The 25,153-nt window shown below is 73.7% G+C and carries 29 protein-coding genes; 15 read left to right on the plus strand and 14 right to left on the minus strand.

What is annotated here, in order from left to right; all coding sequences use genetic code 11:
- Together ACQP2P_RS29680 and ACQP2P_RS29685 are read right to left on the minus strand one after the other, a co-directional pair.
- On the minus strand, positions 1 to 858 hold the full coding sequence (locus ACQP2P_RS29680; RefSeq protein WP_433606303.1) for a carbohydrate ABC transporter permease: 858 nt from the start codon (positions 856 to 858) through the stop codon (positions 1 to 3).
- Complete coding sequence (locus ACQP2P_RS29685) at positions 855 to 1,748, minus strand: ABC transporter permease (RefSeq protein WP_433606305.1); 894 nt, start codon at positions 1,746 to 1,748, stop codon at positions 855 to 857. The genes ACQP2P_RS29680 and ACQP2P_RS29685 overlap by 4 nt, the downstream gene beginning before the upstream one ends.
- Positions 1,749 to 1,959: 211 nt before the next feature.
- Here ACQP2P_RS29685 and ACQP2P_RS29690 point away from each other — a divergent pair, with 211 nt between their 5' ends.
- The 4 genes from ACQP2P_RS29690 (at position 1,960) to ACQP2P_RS29705 (ending at position 5,757) form a co-directional block, all read left to right on the plus strand.
- Positions 1,960 to 2,916, plus strand: a complete 957-nt coding sequence (locus ACQP2P_RS29690) for an acetylxylan esterase (RefSeq protein ID WP_433606307.1) — start codon at positions 1,960 to 1,962, stop codon at positions 2,914 to 2,916.
- A gap of 33 nt (positions 2,917 to 2,949) precedes the next feature.
- Positions 2,950 to 3,966 (plus strand): LacI family DNA-binding transcriptional regulator, encoded by a 1,017-nt coding sequence (locus tag ACQP2P_RS29695; protein ID WP_433606309.1) that lies wholly within the window; start codon positions 2,950 to 2,952, stop codon positions 3,964 to 3,966.
- Positions 3,967 to 4,051: 85 nt separating this feature from the next.
- The gene (locus ACQP2P_RS29700; protein ID WP_433606311.1) at positions 4,052 to 5,065 is read left to right on the plus strand and encodes a LacI family DNA-binding transcriptional regulator; all 1,014 of its coding nucleotides are present in this window, start codon (positions 4,052 to 4,054) and stop codon (positions 5,063 to 5,065) included.
- A 23-nt stretch (positions 5,066 to 5,088) separates the two neighbouring features.
- Positions 5,089 to 5,757, plus strand: a complete 669-nt coding sequence (locus ACQP2P_RS29705; protein ID WP_433606313.1) for a hypothetical protein — start codon at positions 5,089 to 5,091, stop codon at positions 5,755 to 5,757.
- A gap of 418 nt (positions 5,758 to 6,175) precedes the next feature.
- On the opposite strand, the gene ACQP2P_RS29710 is transcribed toward ACQP2P_RS29705, so the two are convergent.
- The 4 genes from ACQP2P_RS29710 to ACQP2P_RS29725 all read right to left on the minus strand — a co-directional run bounded on the left by ACQP2P_RS29710 (position 6,176) and on the right by ACQP2P_RS29725 (position 8,906).
- Positions 6,176 to 6,355, minus strand: coding sequence for a hypothetical protein (locus tag ACQP2P_RS29710; RefSeq protein WP_433606315.1), 180 nt, complete (start codon positions 6,353 to 6,355; stop codon positions 6,176 to 6,178).
- Positions 6,356 to 6,388: 33 nt separating this feature from the next.
- On the minus strand, positions 6,389 to 7,546 hold the full coding sequence (locus tag ACQP2P_RS29715) for a glutamate-cysteine ligase family protein (RefSeq protein ID WP_433606316.1): 1,158 nt from the start codon (positions 7,544 to 7,546) through the stop codon (positions 6,389 to 6,391).
- Positions 7,547 to 7,703: 157 nt separating this feature from the next.
- On the minus strand, positions 7,704 to 8,432 hold the full coding sequence (locus ACQP2P_RS29720) for an SPW repeat domain-containing protein (RefSeq protein WP_433606318.1): 729 nt from the start codon (positions 8,430 to 8,432) through the stop codon (positions 7,704 to 7,706).
- A 252-nt stretch (positions 8,433 to 8,684) separates the two neighbouring features.
- Positions 8,685 to 8,906 carry a hypothetical protein gene (locus ACQP2P_RS29725; RefSeq protein WP_433606320.1) on the minus strand — a complete coding sequence of 74 codons (222 nt, stop codon included), beginning with the start codon at positions 8,904 to 8,906 and terminating at the stop codon, positions 8,685 to 8,687.
- Between the two features lie 196 nt (positions 8,907 to 9,102).
- On the opposite strand from ACQP2P_RS29725, the gene ACQP2P_RS29730 reads away from it, so the two are divergent.
- The 4 genes from ACQP2P_RS29730 (at position 9,103) to ACQP2P_RS29745 (ending at position 11,944) form a co-directional block, all read left to right on the plus strand.
- Positions 9,103 to 9,744 carry a DUF4142 domain-containing protein gene (locus ACQP2P_RS29730; protein ID WP_433606321.1) on the plus strand — a complete coding sequence of 214 codons (642 nt, stop codon included), beginning with the start codon at positions 9,103 to 9,105 and terminating at the stop codon, positions 9,742 to 9,744.
- A gap of 328 nt (positions 9,745 to 10,072) precedes the next feature.
- A complete protein-coding gene (locus ACQP2P_RS29735) occupies positions 10,073 to 11,284 on the plus strand; it encodes a suppressor of fused domain protein (RefSeq protein ID WP_433606323.1) in 1,212 nt (403 codons plus the stop codon).
- Positions 11,285 to 11,303: 19 nt separating this feature from the next.
- Entirely contained in the window at positions 11,304 to 11,732 is a 429-nt protein-coding gene (locus tag ACQP2P_RS29740) for a GNAT family N-acetyltransferase (protein ID WP_433606325.1), read from the plus strand.
- Positions 11,729 to 11,944, plus strand: a complete 216-nt coding sequence (locus ACQP2P_RS29745) for a hypothetical protein (RefSeq protein WP_433606327.1) — start codon at positions 11,729 to 11,731, stop codon at positions 11,942 to 11,944. The genes ACQP2P_RS29740 and ACQP2P_RS29745 overlap by 4 nt, the downstream gene beginning before the upstream one ends.
- Here the strand turns inward: ACQP2P_RS29745 and ACQP2P_RS29750 are convergent.
- Positions 11,899 to 12,756 carry a dioxygenase family protein gene (locus ACQP2P_RS29750; protein ID WP_433606329.1) on the minus strand — a complete coding sequence of 286 codons (858 nt, stop codon included), beginning with the start codon at positions 12,754 to 12,756 and terminating at the stop codon, positions 11,899 to 11,901. The two genes, ACQP2P_RS29745 and ACQP2P_RS29750, sit on opposite strands and share 46 nt — an antisense overlap.
- Positions 12,753 to 13,262 (minus strand): MarR family winged helix-turn-helix transcriptional regulator, encoded by a 510-nt coding sequence (locus tag ACQP2P_RS29755; RefSeq protein WP_433606331.1) that lies wholly within the window; start codon positions 13,260 to 13,262, stop codon positions 12,753 to 12,755. The genes ACQP2P_RS29750 and ACQP2P_RS29755 overlap by 4 nt, the downstream gene beginning before the upstream one ends.
- Before the next feature lie 56 nt (positions 13,263 to 13,318).
- On the opposite strand from ACQP2P_RS29755, the gene ACQP2P_RS29760 reads away from it, so the two are divergent.
- On the plus strand, positions 13,319 to 13,840 hold the full coding sequence (locus ACQP2P_RS29760; RefSeq protein WP_433606333.1) for a hypothetical protein: 522 nt from the start codon (positions 13,319 to 13,321) through the stop codon (positions 13,838 to 13,840).
- Between the two features lie 4 nt (positions 13,841 to 13,844).
- Here the strand turns inward: ACQP2P_RS29760 and ACQP2P_RS29765 are convergent, their stop codons facing one another.
- The gene (locus ACQP2P_RS29765) at positions 13,845 to 14,354 is read right to left on the minus strand and encodes a YfbM family protein (protein ID WP_433606335.1); all 510 of its coding nucleotides are present in this window, start codon (positions 14,352 to 14,354) and stop codon (positions 13,845 to 13,847) included.
- A 35-nt stretch (positions 14,355 to 14,389) separates the two neighbouring features.
- On the opposite strand from ACQP2P_RS29765, the gene ACQP2P_RS29770 reads away from it, so the two are divergent.
- A complete protein-coding gene (locus tag ACQP2P_RS29770; protein ID WP_433606337.1) occupies positions 14,390 to 14,890 on the plus strand; it encodes an N-acetyltransferase family protein in 501 nt (166 codons plus the stop codon).
- 46 nt (positions 14,891 to 14,936) lie between these two features.
- A complete protein-coding gene (locus ACQP2P_RS29775; RefSeq protein ID WP_433606339.1) occupies positions 14,937 to 15,530 on the plus strand; it encodes a class I SAM-dependent methyltransferase in 594 nt (197 codons plus the stop codon).
- Here ACQP2P_RS29775 and ACQP2P_RS29780 read toward each other — a convergent pair.
- From ACQP2P_RS29780 to ACQP2P_RS29800, 5 genes are read right to left on the minus strand one after another with little or no spacing between them, the layout of a single operon-like run.
- A complete protein-coding gene (locus ACQP2P_RS29780; RefSeq protein WP_433606341.1) occupies positions 15,497 to 16,963 on the minus strand; it encodes an aldehyde dehydrogenase (NADP(+)) in 1,467 nt (488 codons plus the stop codon). The genes ACQP2P_RS29775 and ACQP2P_RS29780 overlap by 34 nt on opposite strands.
- Positions 16,960 to 17,511 (minus strand): DAK2 domain-containing protein, encoded by a 552-nt coding sequence (locus tag ACQP2P_RS29785; protein ID WP_433606343.1) that lies wholly within the window; start codon positions 17,509 to 17,511, stop codon positions 16,960 to 16,962. The genes ACQP2P_RS29780 and ACQP2P_RS29785 overlap by 4 nt, the downstream gene beginning before the upstream one ends.
- A gap of 7 nt (positions 17,512 to 17,518) precedes the next feature.
- Positions 17,519 to 18,511 (minus strand): dihydroxyacetone kinase subunit DhaK, encoded by a 993-nt coding sequence (locus ACQP2P_RS29790; protein ID WP_433606345.1) that lies wholly within the window; start codon positions 18,509 to 18,511, stop codon positions 17,519 to 17,521.
- Between the two features lie 16 nt (positions 18,512 to 18,527).
- Entirely contained in the window at positions 18,528 to 19,529 is a 1,002-nt protein-coding gene (locus tag ACQP2P_RS29795) for a LacI family DNA-binding transcriptional regulator (protein ID WP_433606347.1), read from the minus strand.
- A 35-nt stretch (positions 19,530 to 19,564) separates the two neighbouring features.
- A complete protein-coding gene (locus tag ACQP2P_RS29800) occupies positions 19,565 to 20,467 on the minus strand; it encodes a dihydrodipicolinate synthase family protein (protein ID WP_433606349.1) in 903 nt (300 codons plus the stop codon).
- 208 nt (positions 20,468 to 20,675) lie between these two features.
- Here ACQP2P_RS29800 and ACQP2P_RS29805 point away from each other — a divergent pair, with 208 nt between their 5' ends.
- The 4 genes from ACQP2P_RS29805 (at position 20,676) to ACQP2P_RS29820 (ending at position 25,144) form a co-directional block, all read left to right on the plus strand.
- Positions 20,676 to 22,043: an ABC transporter substrate-binding protein gene (locus ACQP2P_RS29805; protein ID WP_433606351.1), complete on the plus strand. Its 1,368-nt coding sequence runs from the start codon at positions 20,676 to 20,678 to the stop codon at positions 22,041 to 22,043.
- Between the two features lie 11 nt (positions 22,044 to 22,054).
- Positions 22,055 to 22,969 carry a carbohydrate ABC transporter permease gene (locus ACQP2P_RS29810; protein ID WP_433606353.1) on the plus strand — a complete coding sequence of 305 codons (915 nt, stop codon included), beginning with the start codon at positions 22,055 to 22,057 and terminating at the stop codon, positions 22,967 to 22,969.
- A gap of 100 nt (positions 22,970 to 23,069) precedes the next feature.
- Positions 23,070 to 23,804 carry a carbohydrate ABC transporter permease gene (locus tag ACQP2P_RS29815; RefSeq protein WP_433606355.1) on the plus strand — a complete coding sequence of 245 codons (735 nt, stop codon included), beginning with the start codon at positions 23,070 to 23,072 and terminating at the stop codon, positions 23,802 to 23,804.
- Positions 23,805 to 23,812: 8 nt separating this feature from the next.
- Positions 23,813 to 25,144, plus strand: a complete 1,332-nt coding sequence (locus ACQP2P_RS29820) for an FAD-dependent oxidoreductase (protein ID WP_433606357.1) — start codon at positions 23,813 to 23,815, stop codon at positions 25,142 to 25,144.
- Positions 25,145 to 25,153 lie beyond the last annotated feature (9 nt).

The following is a 25,153-nucleotide window of genomic DNA, read 5'->3' on the forward strand; positions in this document are numbered from 1 at the left end:
TCAGCCCTTGACCGCGCCGAGGGTGACCCCGGTGACGAAGTAGCGCTGGATGAACGGGTAGACCATGACGATCGGCAGCGCGGTGAGGACGATCGTCACGGCCTGGATGTTGGCCGCGATCTGCAGCGTCATCTCGCTGGGCGCGCTGATGTCCGTGCCGCCGGTCGCCCCGGCGATGAGGTTGCGCAGGTAGATCGTGACGGGGAACAGGTCGGCGTCGTCGAGGTACAGAAACGCCGAGAACCACGAGTTCCAGAACGACACCGCGTAGAACAGCGTCATCGTGGCGACCACGGCCTTGGACAGCGGCAGCACGATGTGCCACAGGGTGCCGTAGGTGCCGAGCCCGTCGACGGCGCCGGCCTCCTCCAGCTCGGCCGGCATGCTCTCGAAGAACGCCTTCATCACCAGCAGGTTGAACACGCTGATGGCGTTGGGCAGCACGATCGCCCACAGGGAGTTGCGCAGGCCGAGCGAGCTGACCAGCACGTAGTTGGGGATGAGCCCGCCGTTGAAGAACATCGTGAAGACCGCGACGCCGATGAGCACCGGGCGGCCCTTGAGGTGCCGCTTCGACAGCACGTACGCGTAGGTGGTGGTCAGCACCATCGAGATCGCGGTGGCCACGACGGTGTAGAGCACGGTGTTGCCGTAGCCGGTCCAGAACACCGGGTCGCCGAGGACGCGCCGGTAGGTCGTCGTGTTGAACCCGCGGGGCCACAGGTTGACCTGGCCGGCCTGGATGTACTGCTCGCCGCTGAAGGAGCGGGCGACGACGTTGACGAACGGGTACAGCGTGAGCACCACGACCGCCGTGAGCACGATCGCGTTGACGACCCCGAAGACGCGCCGGCTCACCACAGGCTCGTCCCGACCGTGCGCCGGGAGATGAGGTTGGTCGTGAGCACCAGGGCCAGCCCGATGACGGACTCGAAGAGCCCGATGGCCGCGGCGTAGCTGAAGCTGCCCGAGACGACGCCGACGCGGTACAGGTACGTGGAGACGACGTCGGCGGTCGGGAACGTCAGCGGGTTGTACAGCAGCAGGATCTTCTCGAACCCGACCGCCATGAACGTGCCCACGTTGAGGATGAGCAGCGTCATCATCGTGGGCCGGATGCCGGGCAGGGTGACGTGCCAGGTCTGGCGCCACCGGCCCGCGCCGTCGATGCGGGCGGCCTCGTACAGCTCCTGGTCGATGGTCGTGAGCGCGGCGAGGTACAGGATCGTGCCCCAGCCGACCGTCTGCCAGATCTCCGAGGAGACGTAGATGCCGCGGAACCAGCCCGGCTCCTGCAGGAACGCGATCGGGGACCCGCCGAGCGCCCGGATGCCCGCGTTCACCGCGCCGTTGAGCGCCAGCAGCTGGAAGACCAGGCCGGCCACGACCACGATGGACATGAAGTGCGGCAGGTAGGAGACGGTCTGCACCAGGCGCTTGAGCCAGCGGGTGCGGACCTCGTTGAGCAGCAGCGCGAGCACGATCGGCAGCGGGAACGTGAACGCGAGGGTCAGCGCGCCGATGACGAGCGTGTTCGTGAAGACGTGCCAGAACGTGGGGTCGTCCCAGAACATCGCGAAGTAGTGCAGGCCCACCCACCGCTCGCCGAAGAGGTCGCCGCCGGGCTTGTAGCGGCGGAAGGCGATCACGTTGCCGGCCATGGGCAGGTACCGGAAGACCACGAAGAACGCGAGCGGGACGACGGCGAGGGAGTACAGCTGCCAGTCCCGGCGCAGGGCTCGGATCACGCGTCCTCCCGAAAGTTTCGGAAACCTGACGTCAGGCAACGCGTAATGTAGATTTTTCGATGGATGGTGTCAAGGGACCCGCTTGTGCCGCCTTGAGCTGCAAACACTTGCCAACGCCGATCTGTTGCCGACGGCCTGGTAGCGCTACCATGACGCGCGGCGCCGACCGTCCGGCGATCAGAAACTTTCGGAGGTTATCGGAGGCCCCGGCATGCCCGCGTTCGACCTGCCACTGGCGGAACTGGAGCACTACGCGCCCGACGTCCCCGAGCCGCCCGACTTCGCCGCATTCTGGGCGTCGGCCCAGGGCGGCACCGTGCTCAGCGCCCGGCCCTGGGACACCGGGCTCACGCTCGTCGACGTCTGGGATGTCGCGTTCGAAGGGTTCGGCGGCGCGCCCATCAGGGCCTGGTACACCCGGCCCGCGGGCGCCACCGAAGACCTGCCGGCGGTCGTGGAGTTCCCCGGCTACGGCCGCGGCCGGGGCCTGCCCGGCGAGCGGCTCACCTGGCCCGCGGCCGGCTACGCGCACCTGCTCATGGACGTGCGCGGGCAGGGCGACCAGTGGGGCAACGGCGGCGACACCCCCGACCCGCACCGCGGCGGCGCGGGCGGGCACCGGCCCACCACGCGGGGCATCCTCGACCCGGCGCAGTACTACTACCGCCGGCTCATCGTCGACGCCGTGCGCGCCGTCGGCGCCGTGCGCGCGCTGCCCGGCGTCGACCCCACCCGGGTCGCGGCGGCCGGCAACAGCCAGGGTGGCGGGCTCGCCCTGGCCGTCGCCGGGCTGGCGGCGGACCTGCACGCGGTGCTCGTCTCGGCGCCGTTCCTGTGCCACATCGAGCGGGCCCTGGCCCTCACCGACGCCGCCCCGTACGGCGAGATCACCCAGTACCTCGCCGTGCACCGCGAGGCCCACGAGCGGGTGCGCCGCACACTGTCCTACGTGGACGGCGTGCACTTCGCCCGCCGGGCCACCGCCCCGGCCCACTTCGGCGTCGGCCTGCGCGACACCGTGTGCCCGCCCAGCACCGCGTTCGCGGCCTACAACCGCTACGGCGGCGCGGACCGGACCATGCACGTGTACGAGTTCAACGGCCACGAGGGCGGCGAGGCACTGCACACGGCCCGGCAGGTGCGGTGGCTCGCGAAAGTTTCGACGTAGACTCTGCGGGCCGCACACGCGAAGGGACACCGGATGCCGCAGCACCACCGGGCCACGATGGCGGAGATCGCCGCCGAGGCGGGCGTCTCCGTGCCCACGGTCTCGAAGGTCCTCAACGGGCGGCGCGACGTCGCCCCGGCGACCCGGGACCGGGTGGAGGAGCTGCTGCGCCGGCACAGCTACAAGCCCCGGCGCGCCCGGCCGTCCACCGCGGCCGGGCTCATCGACGTCGTCTTCGTCGACCTGGGCAACTCGTGGTCGATGCAGATCCTCGCCGGCGTCGAGGAGACCGCGCACCGCGCCGGGACCGGCGTCGTCGTCTCCGCCGTGCACGGGCGGGTGCGCACCGAGCCGGACCGCCGCTGGCTCGACGGCCTCGCCGCGCGCCGCTCCGACGGGGTGCTCCTGGTCCTGTCGGAGCTGTCCGCGCAGCAGCTCGAGCAGCTGTCCGGGCTCGGCATCCCGGTCGTCGTCATCGACCCCGTGGGGCAGCCCGATCCGGCGGTACCGTCCGTCGGCGCGACGAACTGGACCGGCGCCCTGACCGCGACCGAGCACCTGATCGGCCTCGGCCACCGCCGCATCGCCGTCATCGGCGGCCCCGAGGACGTGCTGTGCTCCCAGGCCCGCATCGACGGCTACCGGGCCGCGATGCACGCGGCCGGCCTGCAGATCCCGCCCGGCTTCATCCGCATCGGCGACTTCACCAGCCCGACCGGGCACCGCGAGACCCTCGCCCTGCTCGACCTGCCGAAGCCGCCGACGGCGATCTTCGCGTGCTCGGACGAGATGGCCCGCGGCGCCTACGAGGCCCTCTACGAGCGCGGCCGGCGGGTCCCCGACGACCTGTCCGTCGTCGGCTTCGACGACCTCGAGCAGGCCCGCTGGGCGATCCCGCCGCTGACCACCGTGCGGCAGCCGCTGACGGAGATGGCCGCCCTGGCGACCCGGATGCTGCTCACCCTCGCCGCCGGCGGACGCCTCGACGCCTCCCGCCTCGAGCTCGCCACCCCGCTGGTCATCCGCGGCAGCACGGCCCCGCTCGCATGAGCGGTACGGAGCGAAGCGGAGTGGCCGCTCATCAGCAGCACAGCCTTCCCTCATGCCGGCGCCGGAGCGAAGCGGAGGTGACGGCATGAGCGCGCGCCGCCGGGGGGAGGTCACCGTGGCCGCCATCGCGCAGCTGGCGGGAGTCTCCGTCCCCACCGTGTCCAAGGTGCTCAACGGGCGGGCCGGCATCGCGCCCGAGACCCGCGACCGGGTCGAGGCGCTGCTGCGCGAGCACGGGTACCGCCGCGCCGACGCCGCCGCGACCACCCCGAACGTCGAGGTCGCCTTCTTCGGCCTCGAGAGCCACCTGGCGATGGAGATCCTGCGCGGCGTCGAGCAGACCGTCCGCGAGCACGGCCTGGCCGTCGGCTTCACCGACCTGCAGGGCCCGGCACCCAGCGGCCGCCGCCCCGCCGACCGGCTCCTCGCGCGCCGCCCCACCGGGGTCATCGCCGTGAACTCCGCGTACCGGATGCGCCAGTACGAGCAGCTCATCGCCAGCGGGGTGCCGATGGTGGTGCTCGACCCGACCGGCGAGCCGACGCACACCATCCCGTCCGTGGGGGCGACGAACTGGAGCGGCGGGGTGGCCGCGACCCGGCACCTGCTCGACCTCGGGCACCGGCGGATCGCGGTCGTCACGGGGCCGATGGAGTACCTGTGCGCGCGGGCCCGGCTCGAGGCGTCCCGCGGCGCGCTCGAGGCCGCCGGGTGCCCCCTGGGCCCCGAGCTGGTCCGGCACGGGCGGTTCACCTTCGAGGACGGCATCGAACTGGGCCACGACCTGCTCGCCCGGGCCGACCGGCCGACCGCGATCGTGTGCGGCGACGACCTGCAGGCCCTCGGGGTCTACGAGGCCGCGCGCCGGCTCGGCCTGCGCATCCCCGCGGACCTGAGCGTCGTGGGCTTCGACGACATCGAGGTGACCCGCTGGTGCGGCCCGCCGATGACCACGGTCCGCCAGCCGTTCGCGGAGATGGGCGCCACCGCGGCCCGGATGGTGCTCCAGCTCGCCCTCGGCGGGGCCGTCGAGCCGGCCCGGGTCGAGCTGGCCACCGAGCTCGTCGTGCGCGGCAGCACCGCCCCGCCAACCATCTGACCCGCCCGCGGCGTCTGGTCGATATGCGTCGTAGCCTGCCGCTCCTGCTCGTCCCGCTCCTGTTCGCCCCGGCCGCCTGCGCGAAGGCGACGAACGGGTCGCATCCGGGCGGGCCGGTCACCCCCACGTCGATCCCGATCGACATCGGCCCCAGCGCCAAGGTCGCCGGCAACACGATGCCGACGGGCATCGCCGTGAACGGCAAAGAGCTGGTGTTGTACATCCTGGTGTTCGGCAATCGCCCCCAGCTCGACGCGGCCGTGCGCGACACCGCGACCGGCAAGGTCGACCCGAACGGCGAGGGCCTGTGCACGGGCGGCACCGGCTCGGACGACCAGAATCCGTTCTTCGGCCTGCACCAGTGCGTCGCCACCGACGGCTCGCTGATCGAGTACGGCGCCTACAAGGGTGCCGTGTCCCGGATCACCAGCCAGGCCGACGGCACCAGTACCGATGCCACCTTCGCGCGCTGGACGGACACGCCCGCCGGGTCGGCGCCGGCCCAGGCCCCCGTCGTCGTCTTCTGGCTGCAGCGGCACGGCAAGCCGGCGCCGTCCAGCGTCGCCGTCGAGGGCAAGACGTCGCCGCTGCCCGCGGCGCAGTACCCGCGGATCACCGTCTACAGCCCCAACGGCAAGGCGGTCGCGTCGGCCAACCTCCGGCCCGGCATCACCGAGCAGCAGTCCGTGTGACGCCCGGTGGGCCGGCCGCCGCGAGGCGCAGCCCGTGCCACGCCCGGCGGCGGGCCGACTGCCGCGGGGCACAGCCCGTGCGACGCCCGGTGGGCCGGCCGCCGCGCGGCGCAGCCCGTGCCACGCCCGGCGGTGGGCCGGCCGCCGCGCGGCGCAGCCCGTGTGACGCCCGGCGCGGGCCGGCTGCCGCGGGGCGCGGCCCGGGTGCAGACGCCGCACCGCCGGCGGCGGAAGCCGGCGAACACCCTCGACTGAATCCTATCGGAGAAGTATGCTTTTGGCATGCGACGACAGGCCATGACACTCGTGGTGAACCGGGTCGTGCGGCTCGCCCATCAGCTCGTCGGCTTCGGGGTCGACACCCCGCCCGAGCCGCCCGTGTGGGCCGAGCTGTCGCCGGACCGCGCCCTGCACCGCATCACGCATCAGGCGGAGGCGGACTTCCGGTATCACGGCCCCGCGACCGGCCGAGCGCCCGCTCGACCAGCACCAGCTGCCATCCGATCGCCAGCCCGGCGAGCACCCAGAACCCGAGCTCGTGGCGCAGGCCGAGCGCGACCAAGGCGCCGGTGAAGAGCAGGGCCGCGACCGCCATCACGACCCCGCAATCAGCCGACGTCTCCTATCGAATTTATAGCATATGGGCACGACGGAACCGGCTCTGGACCGCGCCCGAGACCTCCTCGAGCAGCGACCCCGGCAGCCCGCCCCGGTCGAGCGCACCCAGCGCCAGGTCGACCAGTGGTGCGACGGCCGCGGCGATCCCGGCGTCGGTCAGCCCGTAGCGGGCGGCCTCGACCCAGCGATCGGCGACCGGCTCGGCCAGCGCGCGGGCGGCGTCGACCGTGGCCGGGTCGCCCAGCAGCGCCGAGAGCAACGCGACCGGCGCGAACCAGTCCCCGCCCGGCTGCGCGTCCAGGTAGCGCACCTCGAGGTGTCCGCGCGGGCGCACCGGCGGATAGAGCGTGCCGAGGTGCTCGTCGAGGTCGTCGTAGGTCGGCCGGCGGGGCAGCGCGCCGCCGATCCAGTCCGCGAACGTGACCCCGTCGGGCACGCTCCAGCTGGCGCCGGGGCCGCGCACGTAGAGCAGCGGGACCCGCAGCGCGTATTCGGCCCAGGCCGCGGCCGGGTCGGGGCCGGTCGGGCGGGCGCCGGCGCGGGCGAGGCCCTGCCAGGCGCGCATGCGGGTGGACGCCCAGCCGGTGTCGCGGCCGGCGTGAACCGGGGAGTTGGCGAACAGCGCGAGCAGCGCGGGCCCGAGGTCGTGCACGGCGGCCCAGCGCGCCGCGAGCTCGCCGGGCGGCCCGGCCGGGAGCAGGGGGCGCAGCCCGGCGGTGCTGTACATCAGGATGCGCCCGTCACCGCTGCGCCGGGCGAAGGCGGCGGCCATGGCCCGCTGCCGCCGCGAGGCGAGCACCCGCCGGGGTGCCCGGTGCGGGTCGATGCCGAGCCCGGCGAGGCGCAGACCACCCCGCGTGATGAGCAGATCGACCCGTTCGATCTCGGCGTGGACGGTCTCGTGCAGCCGCTCGAGGCCGGCCTGGGGCCACGCCGCGAGGGTCACCTGCCCGCCCGGCCCGAGCGAGACGCGCCCGCCGTCGCCGGGCTCGTGACCGCCGACGACCGCGGTGAGCGCCGCGGCGCTGAGCGGCCGGTGCGGATGATCGGCGTCGTGCACGAGTTGCTCGATCTCGACGCCGACGGACAGGGGCGGACCCGTCTTGAAGCAGATCGACGCGATGTAGCCCTCCGCGTCCTCGATCTGCGCAATCTCGCCGGAGTTGTTCATGGTCGAATGCTACGCCCGGCCGAACCTTCTGTATATCGATGACCACGCTCAGTGCTCGGGCGCCGCAAGCCAAACCCGACGGAGCCCGTCTGTAGGCAGTGGACGGGCTCCCGTCGTCGGATGACCGCCGCAGCGCACGGCGGCGCCGCGCCGATCGTCAGCGGGGCCGGCGTTCCGTTCCGGGCCGGTCCGCGTCGGACCCGGCGCGCTCCCCGCCCGGCTGGTCGAAGCCGGGCCGCTGCTCCGTGCCGAGCCGGTCGTAGCCGGGCCGGTCGCTGGTGGCACGGTCGTAGCCGGGCCGGTCGTACCCGGGCCGGTCACCGGCGGGCCGGTCACCGCCACGGTCGTAACCGCCGCGGTCATAGCCCCCGCGGTCGTAGCCGCCCCGCTCATAGCCGCCACGCTCCTGCTGGCCGCGCCGCCCGATGCCCCGGTTGAATCCGGTCTGGCGGTGGGCCGACATCAGCATCCCGACGGCGCCGAGGCCAAGCAGCACGGTCACGGCTCCGGCCACCACGTTCGACACGATGGTGCCGATGGTCGGCCCCGTGGTCCCTCGCTGCACGATCCACGGCGAAATGACGACCCACACGCCGATCGCCGTCATAGCCCAGCTCAACCGGAACATCCGGCCCGGTGCCATCGCCAGCCCCAGGGCGATCACGCCGATCGCGATGCCGAGAATCAGGTCGTTGACGGTCAGGTTCGGCGCGCTGGCGCTGAAGCCCACCACCCACGGCGAGATCGCCAGCCAGGCACCGGCAAGCAACACCAGGCCATCGATGACGACCGCCTGCCCGCTGGAGCCGATCCGCTCATAGCGCTGTTGCATCTCGGCGATGTCCGGGTGTCCGGCGAGGTCCTGATATTGCGAAGTCTGGACCACGACACACCTCCTTGGTTCGTTGCTGCCTTCCTCTGTTCGTTCGCCTACCTGATCCCGCCTACCCAATGCCGGCCCGATCGACCACTTTCCCGCGGCCGGGATACGGGGCTCTCACGGCCGGGATGCGGGCCCGGAAGTGGCAGGGATACGGGGCTCTCACGGCCGGGATGCGGGCCCGGAAGTGGCAGGTTCTCAGGCGTCCCGGCGACGCATCGCACATCGCCCGGTGCCGGTCGCCGCGCCGGCCCCGGGTCAGCGCAGCCCGTGGTGGCGCAGCACCCAGTCGAGGATCATGACGACCAGCAGCAGACCCGCGCCGGCCGTCACCCAGATCGTGGAGATGTTGTCCTCCTGGTCGCTGCCGAACACCAGGGCGACCAGCATCGCCGCGACGAGGACCGCGCCGAGCCGGGCGGCGCGTGGATGTCCCGGCTTGCGCTGGTCCGGCGAGGTCACCGGCTCATGGGCGGCCATGGCACCTCCTTGTGCCGCGGTGTCGGTACGGCTCAAGTCTGGCACGTGATCGGCGGCGCGGCCCTGCCCCTGGCGGGTGCGAGGCCGCCGGCCGCGCCCGGGCGTCGGCGGCATCGCGGCCGGGAAACCCGGTGAGGAACCCGCCGAGCGGGTAGTCGTGGGCCTTCAGCGGCACTGCACTGCCCCGGAGGAAGTCATGCGAGCACGATTCGCCATCAGCGTCGCCGCGGCCGCGTGCGCGACGGCGACCGCCTTGCCCCTCACGGCCTGCGGCGCGGCCGCTCCGGCGCAGGGCGGCGGTCCACCACCACCGGCTCCGTCACCGACCGGGCAGGCCACGCCCGGCGGGCAGGCGCCGACCGGCACCCAGGTCAGCACCGCGGACCGGGCGTTCCTGACCCAGGCCGCGCAGGGAGCCCAGTTCGAGGTGGCCACCGGGCGGCTCGCCGCCGACCGGGCCGCGAGCGCGGCGGTGCAGTCGTTCGGCCGGCGGATGGTCACCGACCACGGCAAGGAGCTGCAGCAGCTGCAGGCGCTCGACCAGTCGCTCGGCGTCAGCCTGTCGTCCGCGCCGAACCCCGACCAGCGCAACCTCACCACCACCTGGACGAGCGTGCGCGGGGGTGCGTTCGACTGCTCGTACGCCCCGGCCATCTACGCGCTGCACGTGACGGACGTGCACGCGTTCGAGCAGGAGGCGGCGCACGCCGACAACGCCCAGGTCCGCCAGTTCGCCGCCGCCCAGCTGCCGGTCCTGCGCCAGCATCTGCAGATGGCGAGCAAGAATCTCGGCAACCTCGACTGCTCGGCACCGGCACCGGCGGCCACGCGTTCGTGACCGTCGCACGGCGAGGCCCGGGTTCAGCGCGGCGGGTGCCCGGCAGGGAGATCCGGGCGAACGCGGTGAGCACGAGCCCGAACGTGCCGTAGAGCCGGTTGGCGTGGTGCAGCCGGGCCGCGAGGAGCTGGGCACCCACGGTCCGCAGCACCATCCACGACGCGGCGGCGATCAGCCCTGGGTCACCACCGCGGCGAGGTGCGGCCCGCGGCGGCCACCTGATCGACAAAGGCCGCCCGGCCGCTCCCCCACCCCGGTCCCCCGGTCACCGGCCCGCGTGGAGCCGGTCCGGGTCCCGGCCGGGAGCCCGCCGTGGCAGACTGCCGGTGTGGATCACGAGCTGACCCCGGCCGCGTCGGCGCTGCTGGAGCACGTGCGCGCCCGGTTCCCCGGCCGCGACGTCGCCGTCCTGCCGGCCGCGCCCGGGCCGGTCCACCACCTGGTTGCGGGCCTGCACATCCTGAGCGTGGCGCCGCAGGAGGGCGGCCGGCTCTACGTCACCAGCGGCCTCTGGGACGCCACCCAGCACCACGGGCACGGGCTCGAGTTCCTGCTGTACGCCCCCGACGCCGACGACGAGCTGCACGTCGAGACGCTGACCATGGTCGCGTACTACCACGCGAGCGGCGGCGACTACGCCCTCGACCACGGCCACACCGTCTCGATCGGGCGGCCCTGGCTCGGCGAGTCCGCGTGCGACCATCTGCTCGTCAGCCTGCCCTACCCGTGGGGGCCGGCGCTGGAGACGTGCCCGCTGCCCGGCGGCCACGCGCGCCTGCTGTGGCTGCTGCCCATCACCGCGCAGGAGAAGACGTTCCGGCACTCCCGCGGCCTCGAGGCGCTCGAACAGCGCCTGGAGTCGGCCGCGATCAACCCGGTCGACCCGCACCGCCCGGCCGTCGTCGACGTCACCGTCGACGCGATCGGGCGCACCGACGTGCAGGTCCTGGAGGACGAGCTCACCGAGGTGCCGGGGGCCGTCGAGCGCCGCGCCTCCGGCGAGTTCGTCGGGCCGCAGGGCGAGCTGGCGTCCTACGCGTTCGGCTGGGCCACGGACGCGGACCCGCGCGTGGGCCGCCTGAGCATCGGCATCGGCGCCGGCAACCCGGGCGGCGGCACCTTCCACGCCGCGGTGACCGAGCAAGACGGCGGCACCGGTTTCTCGCTGGTCGACGAGCCGTTCGCGGACGTCCCGCAGGGCGGGCCGGACCTCACCGCCGCGCAGGCGCGGGCCCACGAGGACCTGCCGTTCGTGTGGTGGGTCGCCGAGCAGGTGATGGAGCGCGACCGCCGGGCCTGGTGGATGCGGCACTGGCTGCTGGGCACCGCGTGCATCAAGGCCGGCCCGGACCCGGTGCTCACCGTGAGCCACGGCGCCGACGACGGCACGTGGCAGCTGCACGGCGCCGATTCGGCGAACCCCCGGCGGCTGCACCTGCACCACGTCGTGGACGAGGATCCGACGCTGCTCGACGTGCTGCACCTGGAGGCGGGCCGGTCCGCGCGGCGCGAGACCCGGGGCGCCCCGTGGCGAGGCTGACGATGGATCGCGCCGCGGCATGACGGTCACACTGCGCTCGGCCGAGGCCGCCGACATCCCCGCCGTCCTCGCGTTCTGGAAGGTCGCCGCCGAGGACACCAACCGCGTCGGCGACGACAGCGCCGCGGTCGCCGCGCTCATCGCCCGCGACCCCGAGGCCCTGCGGCTCGCGGTGGACGGCGACGCGATCGTCGGCTCGCTCATCGCGGGCTTCGACGGCTGGCGCTGCCACCTGTACCGCTTCGCCGTCCACCCCGCGCGGCGCCGCCAGGGCATCGGGCGCCTGCTGCTCGACGCCGCCGAGGAGCGCTTCCGGGCCTTCGGCGGGCACCGGGCCGACGCGATGGTGCTGCGGGACAACGAGCTGGCCCACCACGCCTGGGCGGCCGCGGGCTACGCGTCGGAGCCGCAGTGGCGGCGCTGGGTCAAGCGGCTGGATTCCCGGTGAGCGCATCCGTGCACACCCTCGCCATCGCGCACTTCGCGGTCCGCTCGCTCGACCCCGACGTCGGCCTCGGGCGGGCGCTGTCCGACGCGACCTGGCCGGTGACGCCGCTGGTGCCGCTGAACACCCCGGCCGCGCGCGGGTACTTCGGCCGCGGCCGGGGTGCGCGTCAGCCGGCGGTCTGGAACGAGCGCTTGGAGAAGCCGAACATGTAGCCGTCGACGGTCGTGGTCACCGGGGCCGCCGGGTCGGCCGCGGCGCCGAGGGTCACGAACAGCGGGATGAAGTGGTCCGGCGTCGGGTGGGCGAACGGCATGCCCGGCGCGCGGCCGAACTGCGCGAGCGTGTCGACGTCGCCGCGGGCGAGCGCGTCGGCGATCCAGGCGTCGAAGTCCGAGGACCAGGCGGGCACCTCGCCGCGGAACATCGCCGGGGTGACGAACGGCAGCCCGTGGGTCATGAAGCCGGAGCCGATGACGAGCACGCCCTCGCCGCGCAGCTCCCGCAGCCGGGCGCCGATGGCCAGGAGCCGGGCGGGGTCGTGGCTGGGCAGGCTGACCTGCAGCACCGGGACGTCGGCGAGCGGGTACATGGCCATGAGCGGCACCCAGGCGCCGTGGTCGAGGCCGCGGCGCGGGTGGCGGAACACCGGCTCGGAGGCTGGCATCGCGGCCGCGACCCGATCGGCCAGCGCGGCCGCGTCGGGGGTGGGGTAGGTCAGCTCGTAGTACCGCGGATGGAAACCCCCGAAGTCGTAGACGAGCGGCGTGGCGGCCCCGGTCGCGGACAGCGCGAGCGGGGCGGTCTCCCAGTGCGCGGAGACGATCACGATGCCGCGCGGCTTGGGCAGCGCCCGCGCCCAGTCGAACAGCTGCCGCAGCCACTCGGCGTCGTCGAACAGCGGCGGGGCGCCGTGGCTGAGGTAGAGCGCGGGCAGCGGCCCGTCGGCGGGCTCCCACCCGCGATGGGCGCGGGACTGCTCCAGCGCGTCGACGAGGAACTGGTCGTAGGCACCGGCCGGGATCATGACGGAGACCTCTCGCTGAAGATGCTGCCGGGACACGGGGCGCCGGGGTCGGCGGCGCGGGCGATGCGCTCGCCGGCCGCGCGCAGCTGGCGAAGCTGGGCCTTGGTGAGCGGGTCGAAGACGAGCCGGCGGACCTCGGCGACATGGCCGGGCGCGGTGGCCACGACGACCGCCGAGCCCTCGTCGGTGAGGGTGGCCAGGGTGTACCGCCCGTCGGCCGGATCGGGCCGGCGGGTGACCAGGCCCCGCTTCTCCAGCCGGGCCACGACCTGCGAGAGCCGCGGCAGGGTGCCCTCGGCGAACTGGGCGAGCACGCTCATGCGCAGCGTCCGCTCGGGCGCCATCGACAGGCCGGCCAGCACCTGGTACTCGAAGTGCGTGATCCCGGCGTCGCGCTGCAGCTGATGATCCAGCGCCGCGGGGAGCCGGATCATGAGACTGACCAACGCGAACCAGGTCTCCCGCTCGTCATCGTCGAGCCAGCGGGGCTCCTGCTGGTCCTCCATGCCTCCACGGTACCGCATATGACTTCACGTTTGAAGTGACGCACGCCGCGAATCACTTGCACCTTGAAGTCACGTGGCCACCGCGCCGCCTCGCCGGGGCGGCCCTCGACGCGCTGCACCCGTCCGGGCCCGGGATCGTGCCGGTCCACACGGCGATGACCGGCCTCGGCTTCGGCGTCCCCCGCCACCCGTCGCTCGACGCGCTGCACCCGTGGCTCGCCGCGGCCGCGCTCGCCGTCGCCGCGGCCGCGCTCGCCGTCGCCGCGGCCGGCCGGGCGGAGGCGCGCACCTCCGCCGACGGGGCCGCCGCGGTGCTGAGCCTCGCGGCCGGGGCCGGGTTCCTCTCCCTCGCGGCCGGGGCCGCGGGCGTCTCCCGCGAGGCCCACGACCACTCCCGGGCCCTGCTCGACCCGGAGGCGGCGACCCGCGCGGCCCGCGAGGAGGCCGCGGTGCTCGCCGGGCGCGGCCGGCTCGCCCGGGTGAAGACGCACGTGAACCACCTGCCGGCGAAGACCGGGTGCCGGGACCGGGCGGCGCCGGCCGGGTACGCCTGCCGCACCGGGCGCCTCGCGCCGTAGCCGCTCAGCTCAGCCAGACCACCATCGCGTCGCCGGTGGCCGTGGCGGCGGCGAAGTAGCGCACCAGGTCGTCGTAGTACTTGCGCAGGTGGTCGAGGGCGTAGGGCTCGCTCCACGCCTTCGGGTAGACGTCGGCCGCGTCCAGGTCGGCGCCCGTCACGCCGTCGATGAGCCGGTCGTAGGGCAGGGCGGACAGGAACGCCGAGGCCTCCGCGACGCGGTCCGGGGTGAGCAGGAAGGCCGGGCCGTAGCCCCAGTCGTCCTCGGTGAACTCGTCCTCGCCGTGGACCACGTCGATCGGGCAGGCGGCGCGCTCGAGGAGCCACCGCAGCGCGTCCCACGACTTGTCGGTGCGGTGCAGGCGGTCCTTGGCGAGCCGCCCGGCGGGGCTCTCCGGCTGGTCGATCTCGGCGTCCTCGAGCTCGTCGGCGTACTCCATCGCCCAGTCGGGATCCCGGCGCGCGCGATCGAACTCCAGCGGCGTGATGCGCAGGTAGTTGCCGATCATGCTCATCCAGTCAGATTATCGGGTCCGTATGATAGGACGCCGTGACCGTCAGACCCGCGGCCCCGGCCGACGCCGAAGCGCTCGGCGCGCTGCACGTGCACACCTGGCAGGCGGCGTACCGCGGCCAGATCCCCCAGGCCCACCTCGACGCCCTCGACCCGGCCGAACGCGCCCGGGAATGGCACAACCGGCTGAGCAACCTCCCGCCGGCCGCCGCCGTCTGCGTGGTGGACGACGAGGCCGGCGGGCTGGCCGGCTTCGTCTCCACCCTCGCGCACCCCGACCCGGCGACGGGCCAGATCACCGCCATCTACGTGCGCCCGGGCGCCTGGGGCCGGGGCATCGGCCGCGCCCTGATGGCGGCGGGGCTGGACCATCTGCGCGCCGCGGGCTGCACCGAGGCGGTGCTGTGGGTCCTGGCCACGAACGAGCGCGCGCGCCGCTTCTACGAGGCCGCCGGCTGGCACCCGGACGGCGCGACCCAGACCGAGGACTTCGACGGGGTACCGCTGCGGGAGCTGCGCTACCGCCGCCCCCTGTGACCGCCGGTCCACCCTCGCGGGCCGAACGTCCGGTTATCCTTTCGCCGTGAGCGCGGCCTGGGACGCCTACGCCGCGGCGTTCGACGACGAGCCCGACCACGGCCTGCGCGACCCGGCCGTGCGCGCGGCCTGGTCGGCGCTGCTGGCCTCGGTGCTGCCCCCGGAGCCGTCGTCCGTCGTGGACCTCGGCTGCGGCACCGGCAGCCTCGCCCTCCTCGCCGCGGAGCAGGGGCACCGCGTCTGCGGCCTCGACGAGTCCGCGCAGATGCTGCGGCTCGCCCGCGCGAAGGCCCCCGCGCTGCCGCTGGTCCGCGGCGACGCGACCCGGCCGCCGTTCGCCCGCGGCTCGTTCGACGTGGTGCTGGTCCGCCACGTGCTGTGGTCGGTCCCGGACCCGTCGGCCACGCTGGCCCGCTGGCTCGGCCTGGCCGACCGGCTCGTCCTCGTGGAGGGGCGCTGGTCCACCGGCGCGGGCCTGACCGCCGCCGCCTGCGTCGAGCTGCTGCGCCGCCTGGGCCGGGAGGCCGAGCCGATCCGTCTGACCGACCCGGCCCTCTGGGGCGGCCCCGTCGCCGACGAGCGCTACCTCGTCACGACCGCGGCCGGTCAGGGCAGCAGGTCCGGCGGGAGGTCCTGGTAGGCGACCGGGCGCAGGAAGCGCTCGATCGCCATCGTGCCCACCGACGTCGAGCGGCCGTCCGACGTCGCCGGGAACGGGCCGCCGTGGACCATCGCGGCGTTGACCTCCACGCCCGTCGGCCAGCCGTTGTAGATGATGCGGCCCGCCCGGCGCTCCAGCACCGGCAGCAGCCGCCGGGCCAGCGGGTGGTCGGCCGGCTCCGCGTGCAGGGTCGCGGTCAGCTGGCCCTCCAGCGACTCGGCCAGGGCGACCAGCTCGTCGGCGTCGGCGCACGTCACGAGCAGGGACGCGGCGCCGAAGACCTCCTCGCGCAGCAGGGGGTCGCGGCCGAACTGCGCGGCCGTCGCGGCGAACACCGCCGGCGTGCAGGCGTCCGCGGCGCCGGCGATCAGGCGGTCGGCCCGGGCCCGCAGCGCGCGGCTGTAGGCCGCGCCGATGGCCGGGGTGAGCATCGTCGCCGGGGGCCGCTCGTCCAGCAGGGCGGCCAGCGCGGTGCGGAACTCGGCCAGGCCGGGTCCGTCGACGGCGAGCAGCAGGCCCGGGTTCGTGCAGAACTGGCCGGCGCCCGCGGTGAGCGAGGCGACGAACGCCTCGGCGAGCTGCGCGGGGCCCGCGGCCAGGCGCTCGGGCAGCAGGAACACCGGGTTGACGCTGGACATCTCCGCGTACACCGGAATCGGCACCGGCCGCGCCTGCGCCACGGCCATGAGGGCGAGGCCGCCCGCCCGGGAGCCGGTGAAGCCCACGGCGGCGATGGGCGGGGCGGCGACCAGCCGCGTGCCGATCTCGTTGCCGGCGCCGTAGACGAGCGAGAAGGTGCCGTCGGGCATGCCGGTCTCGGCGGCGGCCGCGGCCACGCAGGCGGCGGCGAGCTCGCCGGTCTGCAGGTGCGCCGGGTGGGCCTTCACCACGACCGGGCACCCGGCCGCGAGCGCGGACGCCGTGTCGCCGCCGGCGACGGAGAACGCCAGCGGGAAGTTCGACGCGCCGAAGACCGCGACGGGACCGAGCGGGATGCGCCGGGCGTGCAGGTCCGGCGAGCCGGGGACGTGCCGGCGGTCCTCCCAGCCCGGCTCGTCCAGCAGCGCGGCGAAGAGGCGCAGCTGGCCGGTGGTGCGGGCGAGCTCGCCGCGGGCCCGGGCCTCGGGCAGCGCCGTCTCGGCCACGACCAGCGCGGCGAAGGCGTCCTCCTGCGCGGCCAGCCGGTCGGCGATGGCGCGCAGGAACGCGGCGCGGTCGGCGGCGGGCCGGGAGCGGTAGGCGTCGAACGCGTCCGCGGCGAGCCGGGTGGCCGCGTCCGTCGCGCTGCCGTCGTCCATCCCGTAGGCGGGGCCGATCGGCGCGCCCGTGGACGCGTCGCGGGAGTGCTCGCTGCCGGCGGTACCGTGGACGCGTTTGAACCCGATGAACATCGCTCCGGTCAGCTCCGTCATCGGGCACCCGCCTCGGCGAGCGCGGCGAGGAACAGCGCCATGCCGGTCGCGCCCGCGTCGGGCGTGCCCAGCGCGCGGTCGCCGACGTAGCTGGCGCGGCCGGCCCGGGCCCGCAGGTCCTTTGTGGACTCCGCGGCGCGCTCGGCCGCCGCGGCCGCGCCGGCCAGGTCGTCCGGGTGGGCGGCGAGGTGGTCGCGGGCGGGGATGAGGCTGTCGAGCATCGTGCGGTCGCCGAGCTTCGCCTCCCCCACCCGCTGGATCGCCGCGATCCCGTCGGTCAGGCCCTGCACGAGGGTCGGCGCGGCCGCCATCTCCTGCAGCAGCAGGCCGATCAGGGGGCCGCTGGTGCCGCCGACCTCGTCCAGGAAGCAGGTGGCGGCGACCGCCAGCTCGGTGCTCGGCGTCGCCCCGGCGGGCACCCGCTCGACCACGAGCCGCAGGGCGCCGCACAGGTTGTCGCCGAAGTCGCCGTCGCCGGCGGTCTGGTCCATCGCGGTCAGCGCCGCGTGCTCGCGCTCGGCCAGGCGCAGAAAGGTATCCATCAGCATCGGGCAGTCACTTCCGTAGCGTGGCGGTCCAGACCGGCGCGTCCCACAGGGACTGCCAGTCGTCCTCGAGCATCGTCAGGGTCAGCGAGAACCCCTTCATGTCCAGCGCGGGGGTCCAGGTGCCGACCAGGCTGCCGCCGAGGCCCACCCCGCGCTCGGCCAGGACGTCGGCCGCGATGGCGAACACGTTGTGCAGCTCGATCGCGGTCGTCGCGCCGAGGCCGTTGACGAGCAGCAGCGCCCGGTCGCCGGCCGGGGTCCTGGTGAGCAGGTCCTCGACCATGCGCCCGACGAGCTCCTCCAGCGGCGGGCGGGGGACGCTGCGGGCGGCACGCTCGCCGTGGATGCCGACGCCGTACTCGACCTCCGCCTCGTCGAGCTCGAACGCGAGCCGGCCGGTGGCGGGCGAGGTGTGCGCCTGGGCGGCGACGGCGATGCTGCGCGAGCGGGCCGCGACCCGGGTGCCGAGCGTGGCGAGCTCGGACAGGCCCAGCCCGGTGTCCGCGGCCGCCCCGAGGAGCTTCTCGACCAGGATGGTGGCGCCGGTACCGCGCCGCCCGGTCGCCGTGTCGGCGCTGTCGGTCGCGATGTCGTCGTCCACGAGCACCCGCTGCACGCGGACGCCGTCGTGGCGCAGCCGCTCGGCCGCGATGCCGAAGTTGATCCGGTCGCCGGTGTAGTTCTTGACGATGTGCAGGACGCCCTCGGGCCCGGCGACGGCGCGGCTGGCCTGGTACACCTGCCGGTTGTGCGGGGAGGCGAAGACCTTGCCCGGCACCGCGGCGTCGAGCATGCCGCGGCCGACGAGCCCGGCGTGCATGGGCTCGTGGCCGGAGCCGCCGCCGGAGACGAGCCCGGTGCGGCGGCCCGGGTCGGGCGCGACGGCCCGGATGTAGACGGGGTCGGAGTGCAGGGCGACGACGTCGGCGTTGGCGCGCGCGAAGCCGCCCAGCGCCCGGTCGACGTAGTCGCTCGCGGACGCGAGGAACGGTGCTGCCATGTGAGGGTCGGCTTTCCTAGCTCAGGGGCGGGCCCAGCGACTCGCGGGTGACGAGCGTCGCGGGCAGGACGATGTCGGCGAGGTCCGTCTCGCCGGCGATCCGGCGCAGCAGCAGGTCCGCGGCGGCCCGGCCCATCTCGTAGGCGGGCTGGGCGATGGCCGTGATCGGCGGCTCGACGAGCGGGAAGAGGCTCATGTCGTCGAAGGCGAGCAGGCTGATGTCGGTCGGGATCTTCAGCCCGGCCGCCCGGATGGCCTTGAGCGCGCCGACGGTGACGAGGTTGTTGAAGCAGAACACCGCGGTGGGCGGCTCGGGCATCGCGAGCAGCTCGTTCATGGCCCGGTAGCCGCCCTCCTCGCCGAGGTGGCCGTGGCTGATGTAGTCCTCACGAACGGCCATCCCGGCGTCGCGGTAGGCCAGCCGGAAGCCCGAGAGCCGCTGGCACGCGGTGTCGAAGTCGCGCGGTCCGGAGATCATCGAGACCTTGCGGTGGCCGAGCCGGAAGAACTGGCCGACCGCATCGCGGGTGACCTTCCGGTTGTCGGTGCGCACCAGCGGAGCGCGCAGCCCGCGCGGGCGGCGGTCGACGAGCACCAGCGGGCCACGCTGCCCGGTGAGCGCCGACGTGAAGCTCTCGTCGGTGCCCACCGTGGTGGCGGCGAGGCCCGCGAAGGTGCCGTCGTGCAGCGACGTCACCATCTGCCGCTCGCGCTCCGGGTTGAGGTGGGACCCGGCGATCACGAGCTGGTAGCGGGCTTCCGCGGCGCGGTCGGCCATGCCCTGCGCGACGGAGGCGTAGAACGGGTTCACGACGTCCGGGACGAACAGGCCGAGCACGTTGGAGCGGCCCTGGGACAGCGCCCGGGCCGCCGCGCTCGGCACGTAGTCGAGCCGGGCCGCGGCGGCCAGGACTTTCGCCTTGGTCTCCGCGGTCACCGACGACTCGTCACGCAGGGCGCGCGTCACGGTTGCGGTCGACACTCCGGCCAGCCGGGCCACGTCGCGAATGCCTGCCACACCTACTCCTCAACTCGCCGGGGAGAGCGCTTCCATCAAACCGGAAGAACGCCCGCCTCCACCAGAGCGGCGCGGATCGCCGCCCGTTCGCCGTCGCTGACCGGCGTCAGCGGGTGCGCTCCCAGGCCGCCGTTGCGGCCCTGCAGGGCGAGCGCGGCCTTGATCCGGACCGTCATGTTCGGCCCGTCGATCGAGCGCCACACCGGCAGGAGCTTGTTGTGGATGTCCAGGGCGGTCTTGTGGTCGCCGGCCTGGACCGCGTCCCACTGGGCCACGCACAGCTCGGGCACCACGGTGAGCGTGGCGCTGACCGCGCCCTGGGCGCCGAGCAGGTAGGCAGGGTACAGCAGGTCGTCGACGGCCGTCAGGACGACGCCCTCCGTCGGGGCGGCCTTGAGCAGGTCGGCGAGCTGGTGGATGTTGCCGCCCGACTGCTTGACGCCGACGACGAGCTCGACCTCCTGCAGGATGCGGTAGACGGTCGTGGCGGGGATCAGCGCGTACGGGATGACGTTGTAGACGATGACGGGCGTGCCGGTCGCCTCGGTGATGCGCCGGTAGTACTCGATCGTGGTCTCCTCGTCCGGCTGGAAGAGGTAGTGCACCGGCGTCACCTGCAGCGCGTCGACGCCCGTCGCGGCGATCGCCTTGCCGTAGCGGATCACCTCGGCGGTGGAGTCGCGGATGATGCCCGCGATGACCGGGATCGCCCCGTTGACCTCCTCCACGGCGACCTTGGCGATGGTCACGGACTGCTCGAGGGAGAGCATCTGCCCGTCGCCGGTCGAGCCGGTGACGCAGATGCCCTGCACGCCGGCGGCGAGGTGGTGGCGGACCTCCGCGCGCAGCGCCTCGACGTCGATGTTCTCGTCGGCATCGAACGGGGTCACGAGCGGCGGGATGACGCCCTTGAAGGTGGTCTTCGTTGCCAGGGTCATGTGATGGCAGCCTTTCCGTGCCTCGACGAACATGTCACCGGTTACATCTGCGATCACTGTTGCCGATCCGGACCGCTGTGTCAACGGCAGGTTTCGAAGTCGTGAGCAGCAATGTTTCGGTTGAGGGCCTTGACATGAAGAGTGCCTGGCGTCACGGTGTAACCGATAACACGGGGTGGCAATCAACCGGCAACAGCGAGGACATGACATGTTTCGACGCCCTCCGAGAGCGCGGCACACCCTGACGGCCGCCGCCGTCGCCGGCGCTCTCGCACTGACCTCGGCCTGCGCTCCGCCGGCGGCCAAGAGCCCGGGCGGCGCGGCGGCCGACAACGGCGGCCCGATCAAGCTCACCTTCTGGACCAACCTGACCGTCAAGGCGCAGGCGGACGTCATCAAGCAGCAGGCCGACCAGTGCGTCGCCAAGCAGCAGGACGTCTCCGTCGCGTTCGAGGCGGTGCCGTTCGACAGCATGTACCCGAAGATGGTCACGGCGTTCCGGGCCGGCAACGGGCCCGACGTCATGAACACCATCGAGGGCGGCGTGGCCGCGGCCCAGGCCGGTGACTACATCGTGCCGGTCGACGACGTGGTGGACGAGCACGGCCGCGGCGACTTCGTCGGCTCGTTCCTGCACGCGGTGAGCAAGGACGGCAAGACCTGGGCGGTGCCCGACTGGGCGCTGCACCAGGAGGTGTACTACCGCAAGGACCTCTTCGCCGCCAAGGGCATCGCGGTGCCCAAGAGCTGGCCCGAGCTGCTCGCCGCCGCGAAGCAGCTCGACAACCCGGCCGGCGGCGTGCGCGGCTTCTCGGTGCCGATGGCCTCCGCGCTCGTGGCGCCGCAGACGTACTACCAGTTCCTCTACGCCAACGGCGTGCACACGTTCGACCCCAAGACCGGCGAGTACGCGCTGGATCGCGACAAGCCCAAGGCCGTCGCCGCCACCCAGTTCATGCTCGACCTCTACAAGGCCGCGTCCCCGCCGGAGTCACGGACCTGGACCTGGACCGACTTCCGCACCGCGTTCGTGCAGGGCAAGACCGCGATGACGCTCGACTTCGGCGCCGTGGTGGGCATGGCCACCGAGCAGAACCCGGCGATGCTCGACAACATCGGCGTGTTCCAGCTACCCGGCCCGGCGGCCGGCGTGAAGCCCCAGGGCTCGATCGGCGGCGGCTACTTCTACATGGTCGGCAAGAGCAACGAGCGCCGCCAGCAGGCCGCCAAGAAGCTGGTCACCTGCATGATGGCGGCCGACCTGCAGGCCGCCCGGGTCAACACCCGGCCCGTGTTCGCCCTGCCGGCGACCACCAGCGCCGCGGCCTCGCCGGTCTTCACCGGCAACCCGACGGTGCAGAAGCTGGCGTCGCAGATCCAGACGATCCGCGACGACTCGCTGCCGGAGTGGTACCGCTACGGCATGGAGGCCGGCCTGAACCCGCTGGCGGGCCAGATCGAGGCGACCACCTTCGTCGGCGACAACCTGCAGGCCGCGGCGGCCGGGAGCCTGACCGCCGAACAGGCCTTCGACAAGATCAACACCGAGATGAAGCGTCTCGCCAAAGTGAACTGAACGGCGGAACCATGGCCTCCACTCCCGCGATCCTCACGCGCGGGCTGACCGGGCGGCAGCAGCGGGCAGGCATCGCCTTCGCCCTGCCCGCTGCGCTGCTGTTCGCGGTCATCCTGGCGTACCCCATCTTCGAGAGCTTCCGTACCTCGCTGTTCTCGATCGACCTGCTCACCGGCGACGCGTCGTTCGTGGGCCTGGGCAACTTCGGCGACGTGTTCGCCGACCGCACCCTCTGGTCGACCGTCGGCCACACCCTGGTGTGGACGGTGCTGTCGCTCGCCGGCCAGCTAGGGCTCGGGCTCGCCGCCGCGCTGCTCATCGACGCCGACTGGCCCGGCATGCGCTGGATCCGCCAGCTGCTGCTCATCCCGTACGTGGTGCCGGTCATCGCCAGCGCCCTGGTGTGGCAGTGGATGCTCGACGGGCACTACGGCATCATCAGCACCAGCCTGCAGACCTGGGGCGCGCTCGACCCGGGCGCCAACCCGCTGGGGCAGGAGAGCACCTCGCTGGCCATGGTCGTGCTGGTCAACATCTGGCGCGGCTTCCCGTTCGCGATGCTCGTGTTCTGGGCGCGCATGCAGGGCATCGACAAGGCGCAGTACGAGGCGGCGCGGGTCGACGGCGCCGGACCGTGGCGCGAGTTCGTGCACGTGACCCTGCCCAACCTGCGCTCCGCCGCGCTGTCGCTGCTCGCGCTGCGCGGCATCTGGACCCTCATGTACTTCGAGCTGGTGTGGCTGCTGACCCGCGGCGGCCCGGCCGGGTCCTCCGAAGTCCTGTCGACATACATCTACAAGGTGGTCATGGGTGAGTTCCGCGTCGGTTACGCAGCAGCGATCGCATCCCTTGCCGGGCTCTTCCTCGGCTTCGTCGGCCTCGTCGGCTGGATCCTCCACCGGGCCCGGGTCCGGCGCACGGCCTGAGCGGCGGCACTCGAAGGCGGCCGTCGCCGGGATCGCCGGCCGGGTCGTCGCGCTCGCCCTCATCGTCTTCTTCGCCGTCGGGCCGATCCTCTGGATGGTCGTGAGCTCGGTACGCCCGGCCGACCAGCTCTTCCAGAGCCACCCGTCGGTCGTGCCGACCGCGGTCACCGGCGCCTGGTACGAGGAGGTCTTCGGCTCCGGCGCGCTGCGCTGGTTCGCCAACAGCTTCGTGGTCGCGGTCGTGACGACCCTCGTCTCGCTCGCGCTCGGCACGGCGGCCGGATACTCGGTCACTCGCTTCACCTTCCCGGGGCGGCGGGTGCTGCTGGCCTGCCTGGGCATCTCGTACCTCTTCCCGGCGATCCTGCTGCTCGTACCGCTCTACCTGGTGCTCGCCTCGCTCGGCCTGGCCGGCTCGCTGGCCGGCATCGTGATCGCGCACCTGACGATCACGCTGCCGCTGACGACCTGGCTCATGAAGAGCTTCGTGGAGGCGGTACCGCGCGAGCTCGAGGAGGCCGCGTGGGTCGACGGCCTGGGCTACTTCGGCGGCTTCGTGCGCGTCACGCTGCCGCTGCTGCGCACCGGCCTGGCCACGACCGCCATGTTCGCCTTCATCCTGTCCTGGGACGAGTTCCTGCTCGCCAGCGTCATCGCCCAGGGCGACACCGTCACCGCGCCGGTCGGCATGGCCGGGCTCGTGACCTCCTTCGACATCCGCTGGGGCGCCATCATGGCGCTGAGCACCCTCGTGACCATCCCCGTCGTCGTCCTCTTCTTCGTACTGCAGCGCTACTACGAGAAGGGCCTGACGGCCGGCAGCGTGAAAGGCTGAGCCTCCCCGTGAGCCCCACCCCAACCGTCCTCACTGCGCAGGTGCTCGTCGTCGGCGCCGGATCGGCCGGCGTCGCCGCGGCGGTCGCGGCCGCCGAGTCGGGCGCCGACACCCTGCTCGTCGAGGCGACCGGCCACGTCGGCGGGACGCTCGCGTGGCAGCTGCTCGAGCACAGCGCCGGCTTCCACGACGCCGCCGGCAACCAGGTCACCGGCGGCGTCGGGCAACGGATCGTCGCGCTGCTGCAGCGCTACGGCGGCTCGCCCGGGCACATCCCCGACGACGTCGGCTACACCGCGACCCGCACCCCGGTGAACCACGCCGAGCTGGCGATGGCCGAGGCGGTACTGCTGCACGAGTCCGGCGCGCGCCTGATGCTCAACACGGCCGTCACCGCGGTGTCCACGGAGGGCTCGGCGGTGACCGAGGTCCGCGTCGAGACGGCCGGCGTCGGCGGCAGCGTCATCCGCCCGGCCCTCGTCGTGGACTGCTCCGGTGACGCCGTCGTCTTCGCGCTCGCCGGAGCCGCGATGCAGACCGACCGCCCGGGCCGCACCCAGCCGGTCTCGCTGCTGCTGAAGCTCGGCGGCGTCGACTTCGGCCCGCTGCTGGACTACGCACGCGCCCACCCGGAGGACTTCCGCGCCGGCAGCCGGATCGGGGCGGCCGGCGACGACCACGTCAACCTGTGGGGCCTCGGGGCGCTGCTCGCGGCCGGCCACGCCGACGGCCGGCTGTCGTGGCGGCGCACCGAGCTGCACCTGGCGGGCTGGCCGACCCGGGGCGAGGCGCTGCTCAACGTGACCCGCACGGTGTCGGGGTACACCGTCCTGGCCCGGCAGGTCCTCGAGACCGTGGACTGGTTCCGCCGCTACGTGCCCGGGGGCACCAACGCGTACCTCGCCGCCGTCGCCGACCGCGTCGGGGTGCGCGAGTCCCGGCGCATCCTCGGCCGGCGCACGCTCACCCAGGACGACGTGCTCGGCGCCCGCCGCGACGACACCGCCGTCGGCCTGGCCGCGTTCCCGATCGACGTGCACGACGCCGACGCGCCCGGGCTGTCGCACACCGACGGGCTGCCCGCCGCGTACGACATCCCCTTCGGCACCCTCGTCGCCCAGGACCTGACCAACCTCCTGGCCGGCGGCCGCTGCATCTCGACCACCCACGAGGCCAACGGATCGGCCCGCATCACCGCCACCTGCTTCACGACGGGCGAGGCGGCCGGGACGGCGGCGGCCCTGGCCGCGCTCGGCGGCTTCGACGCGCACGCGGTGGACGTGGGCAAGCTCCAGGCGGCCCTGCGCGCCCGGGGCGTGATCGGCGCTCGCGGCCGCTGAGGCCGCGGG

Origin of the sequence: Dactylosporangium sp. CA-139114, assembly GCF_050955725.1 — a bacterium.
Lineage (GTDB): Bacteria > Actinomycetota > Actinomycetes > Mycobacteriales > Micromonosporaceae > Dactylosporangium.

Bases quoted from the DNA above. Each gene is read 5' to 3' on its own strand.
- ACQP2P_RS29690 (WP_433606307.1), top strand. From the start codon at position 1,960: ATGCCCGCGTTCGACCTGCCACTGGCGGAACTGGAGCACTACGCGCCC.
- ACQP2P_RS29695 (WP_433606309.1), top strand. From the start codon at position 2,950: ATGCCGCAGCACCACCGGGCCACGATGGCGGAGATCGCCGCCGAGGCG.
- ACQP2P_RS29700 (WP_433606311.1), top strand. From the start codon at position 4,052: ATGAGCGCGCGCCGCCGGGGGGAGGTCACCGTGGCCGCCATCGCGCAG.
- ACQP2P_RS29705 (WP_433606313.1), top strand. From the start codon at position 5,089: ATGCGTCGTAGCCTGCCGCTCCTGCTCGTCCCGCTCCTGTTCGCCCCG.
- ACQP2P_RS29715 (WP_433606316.1), bottom strand. From the start codon at position 7,546: ATGAACAACTCCGGCGAGATTGCGCAGATCGAGGACGCGGAGGGCTAC.
- ACQP2P_RS29725 (WP_433606320.1), bottom strand. From the start codon at position 8,906: ATGGCCGCCCATGAGCCGGTGACCTCGCCGGACCAGCGCAAGCCGGGA.
- ACQP2P_RS29730 (WP_433606321.1), top strand. From the start codon at position 9,103: ATGCGAGCACGATTCGCCATCAGCGTCGCCGCGGCCGCGTGCGCGACG.
- ACQP2P_RS29740 (WP_433606325.1), top strand. From the start codon at position 11,304: ATGACGGTCACACTGCGCTCGGCCGAGGCCGCCGACATCCCCGCCGTC.
- ACQP2P_RS29750 (WP_433606329.1), bottom strand. From the start codon at position 12,756: ATGATCCCGGCCGGTGCCTACGACCAGTTCCTCGTCGACGCGCTGGAG.
- ACQP2P_RS29755 (WP_433606331.1), bottom strand. From the start codon at position 13,262: ATGGAGGACCAGCAGGAGCCCCGCTGGCTCGACGATGACGAGCGGGAG.
- ACQP2P_RS29765 (WP_433606335.1), bottom strand. From the start codon at position 14,354: ATGAGCATGATCGGCAACTACCTGCGCATCACGCCGCTGGAGTTCGAT.
- ACQP2P_RS29780 (WP_433606341.1), bottom strand. From the start codon at position 16,963: ATGACGGAGCTGACCGGAGCGATGTTCATCGGGTTCAAACGCGTCCAC.
- ACQP2P_RS29785 (WP_433606343.1), bottom strand. From the start codon at position 17,511: ATGCTGATGGATACCTTTCTGCGCCTGGCCGAGCGCGAGCACGCGGCG.
- ACQP2P_RS29790 (WP_433606345.1), bottom strand. From the start codon at position 18,511: ATGGCAGCACCGTTCCTCGCGTCCGCGAGCGACTACGTCGACCGGGCG.
- ACQP2P_RS29800 (WP_433606349.1), bottom strand. From the start codon at position 20,467: ATGACCCTGGCAACGAAGACCACCTTCAAGGGCGTCATCCCGCCGCTC.
- ACQP2P_RS29805 (WP_433606351.1), top strand. From the start codon at position 20,676: ATGTTTCGACGCCCTCCGAGAGCGCGGCACACCCTGACGGCCGCCGCC.
- ACQP2P_RS29810 (WP_433606353.1), top strand. From the start codon at position 22,055: ATGGCCTCCACTCCCGCGATCCTCACGCGCGGGCTGACCGGGCGGCAG.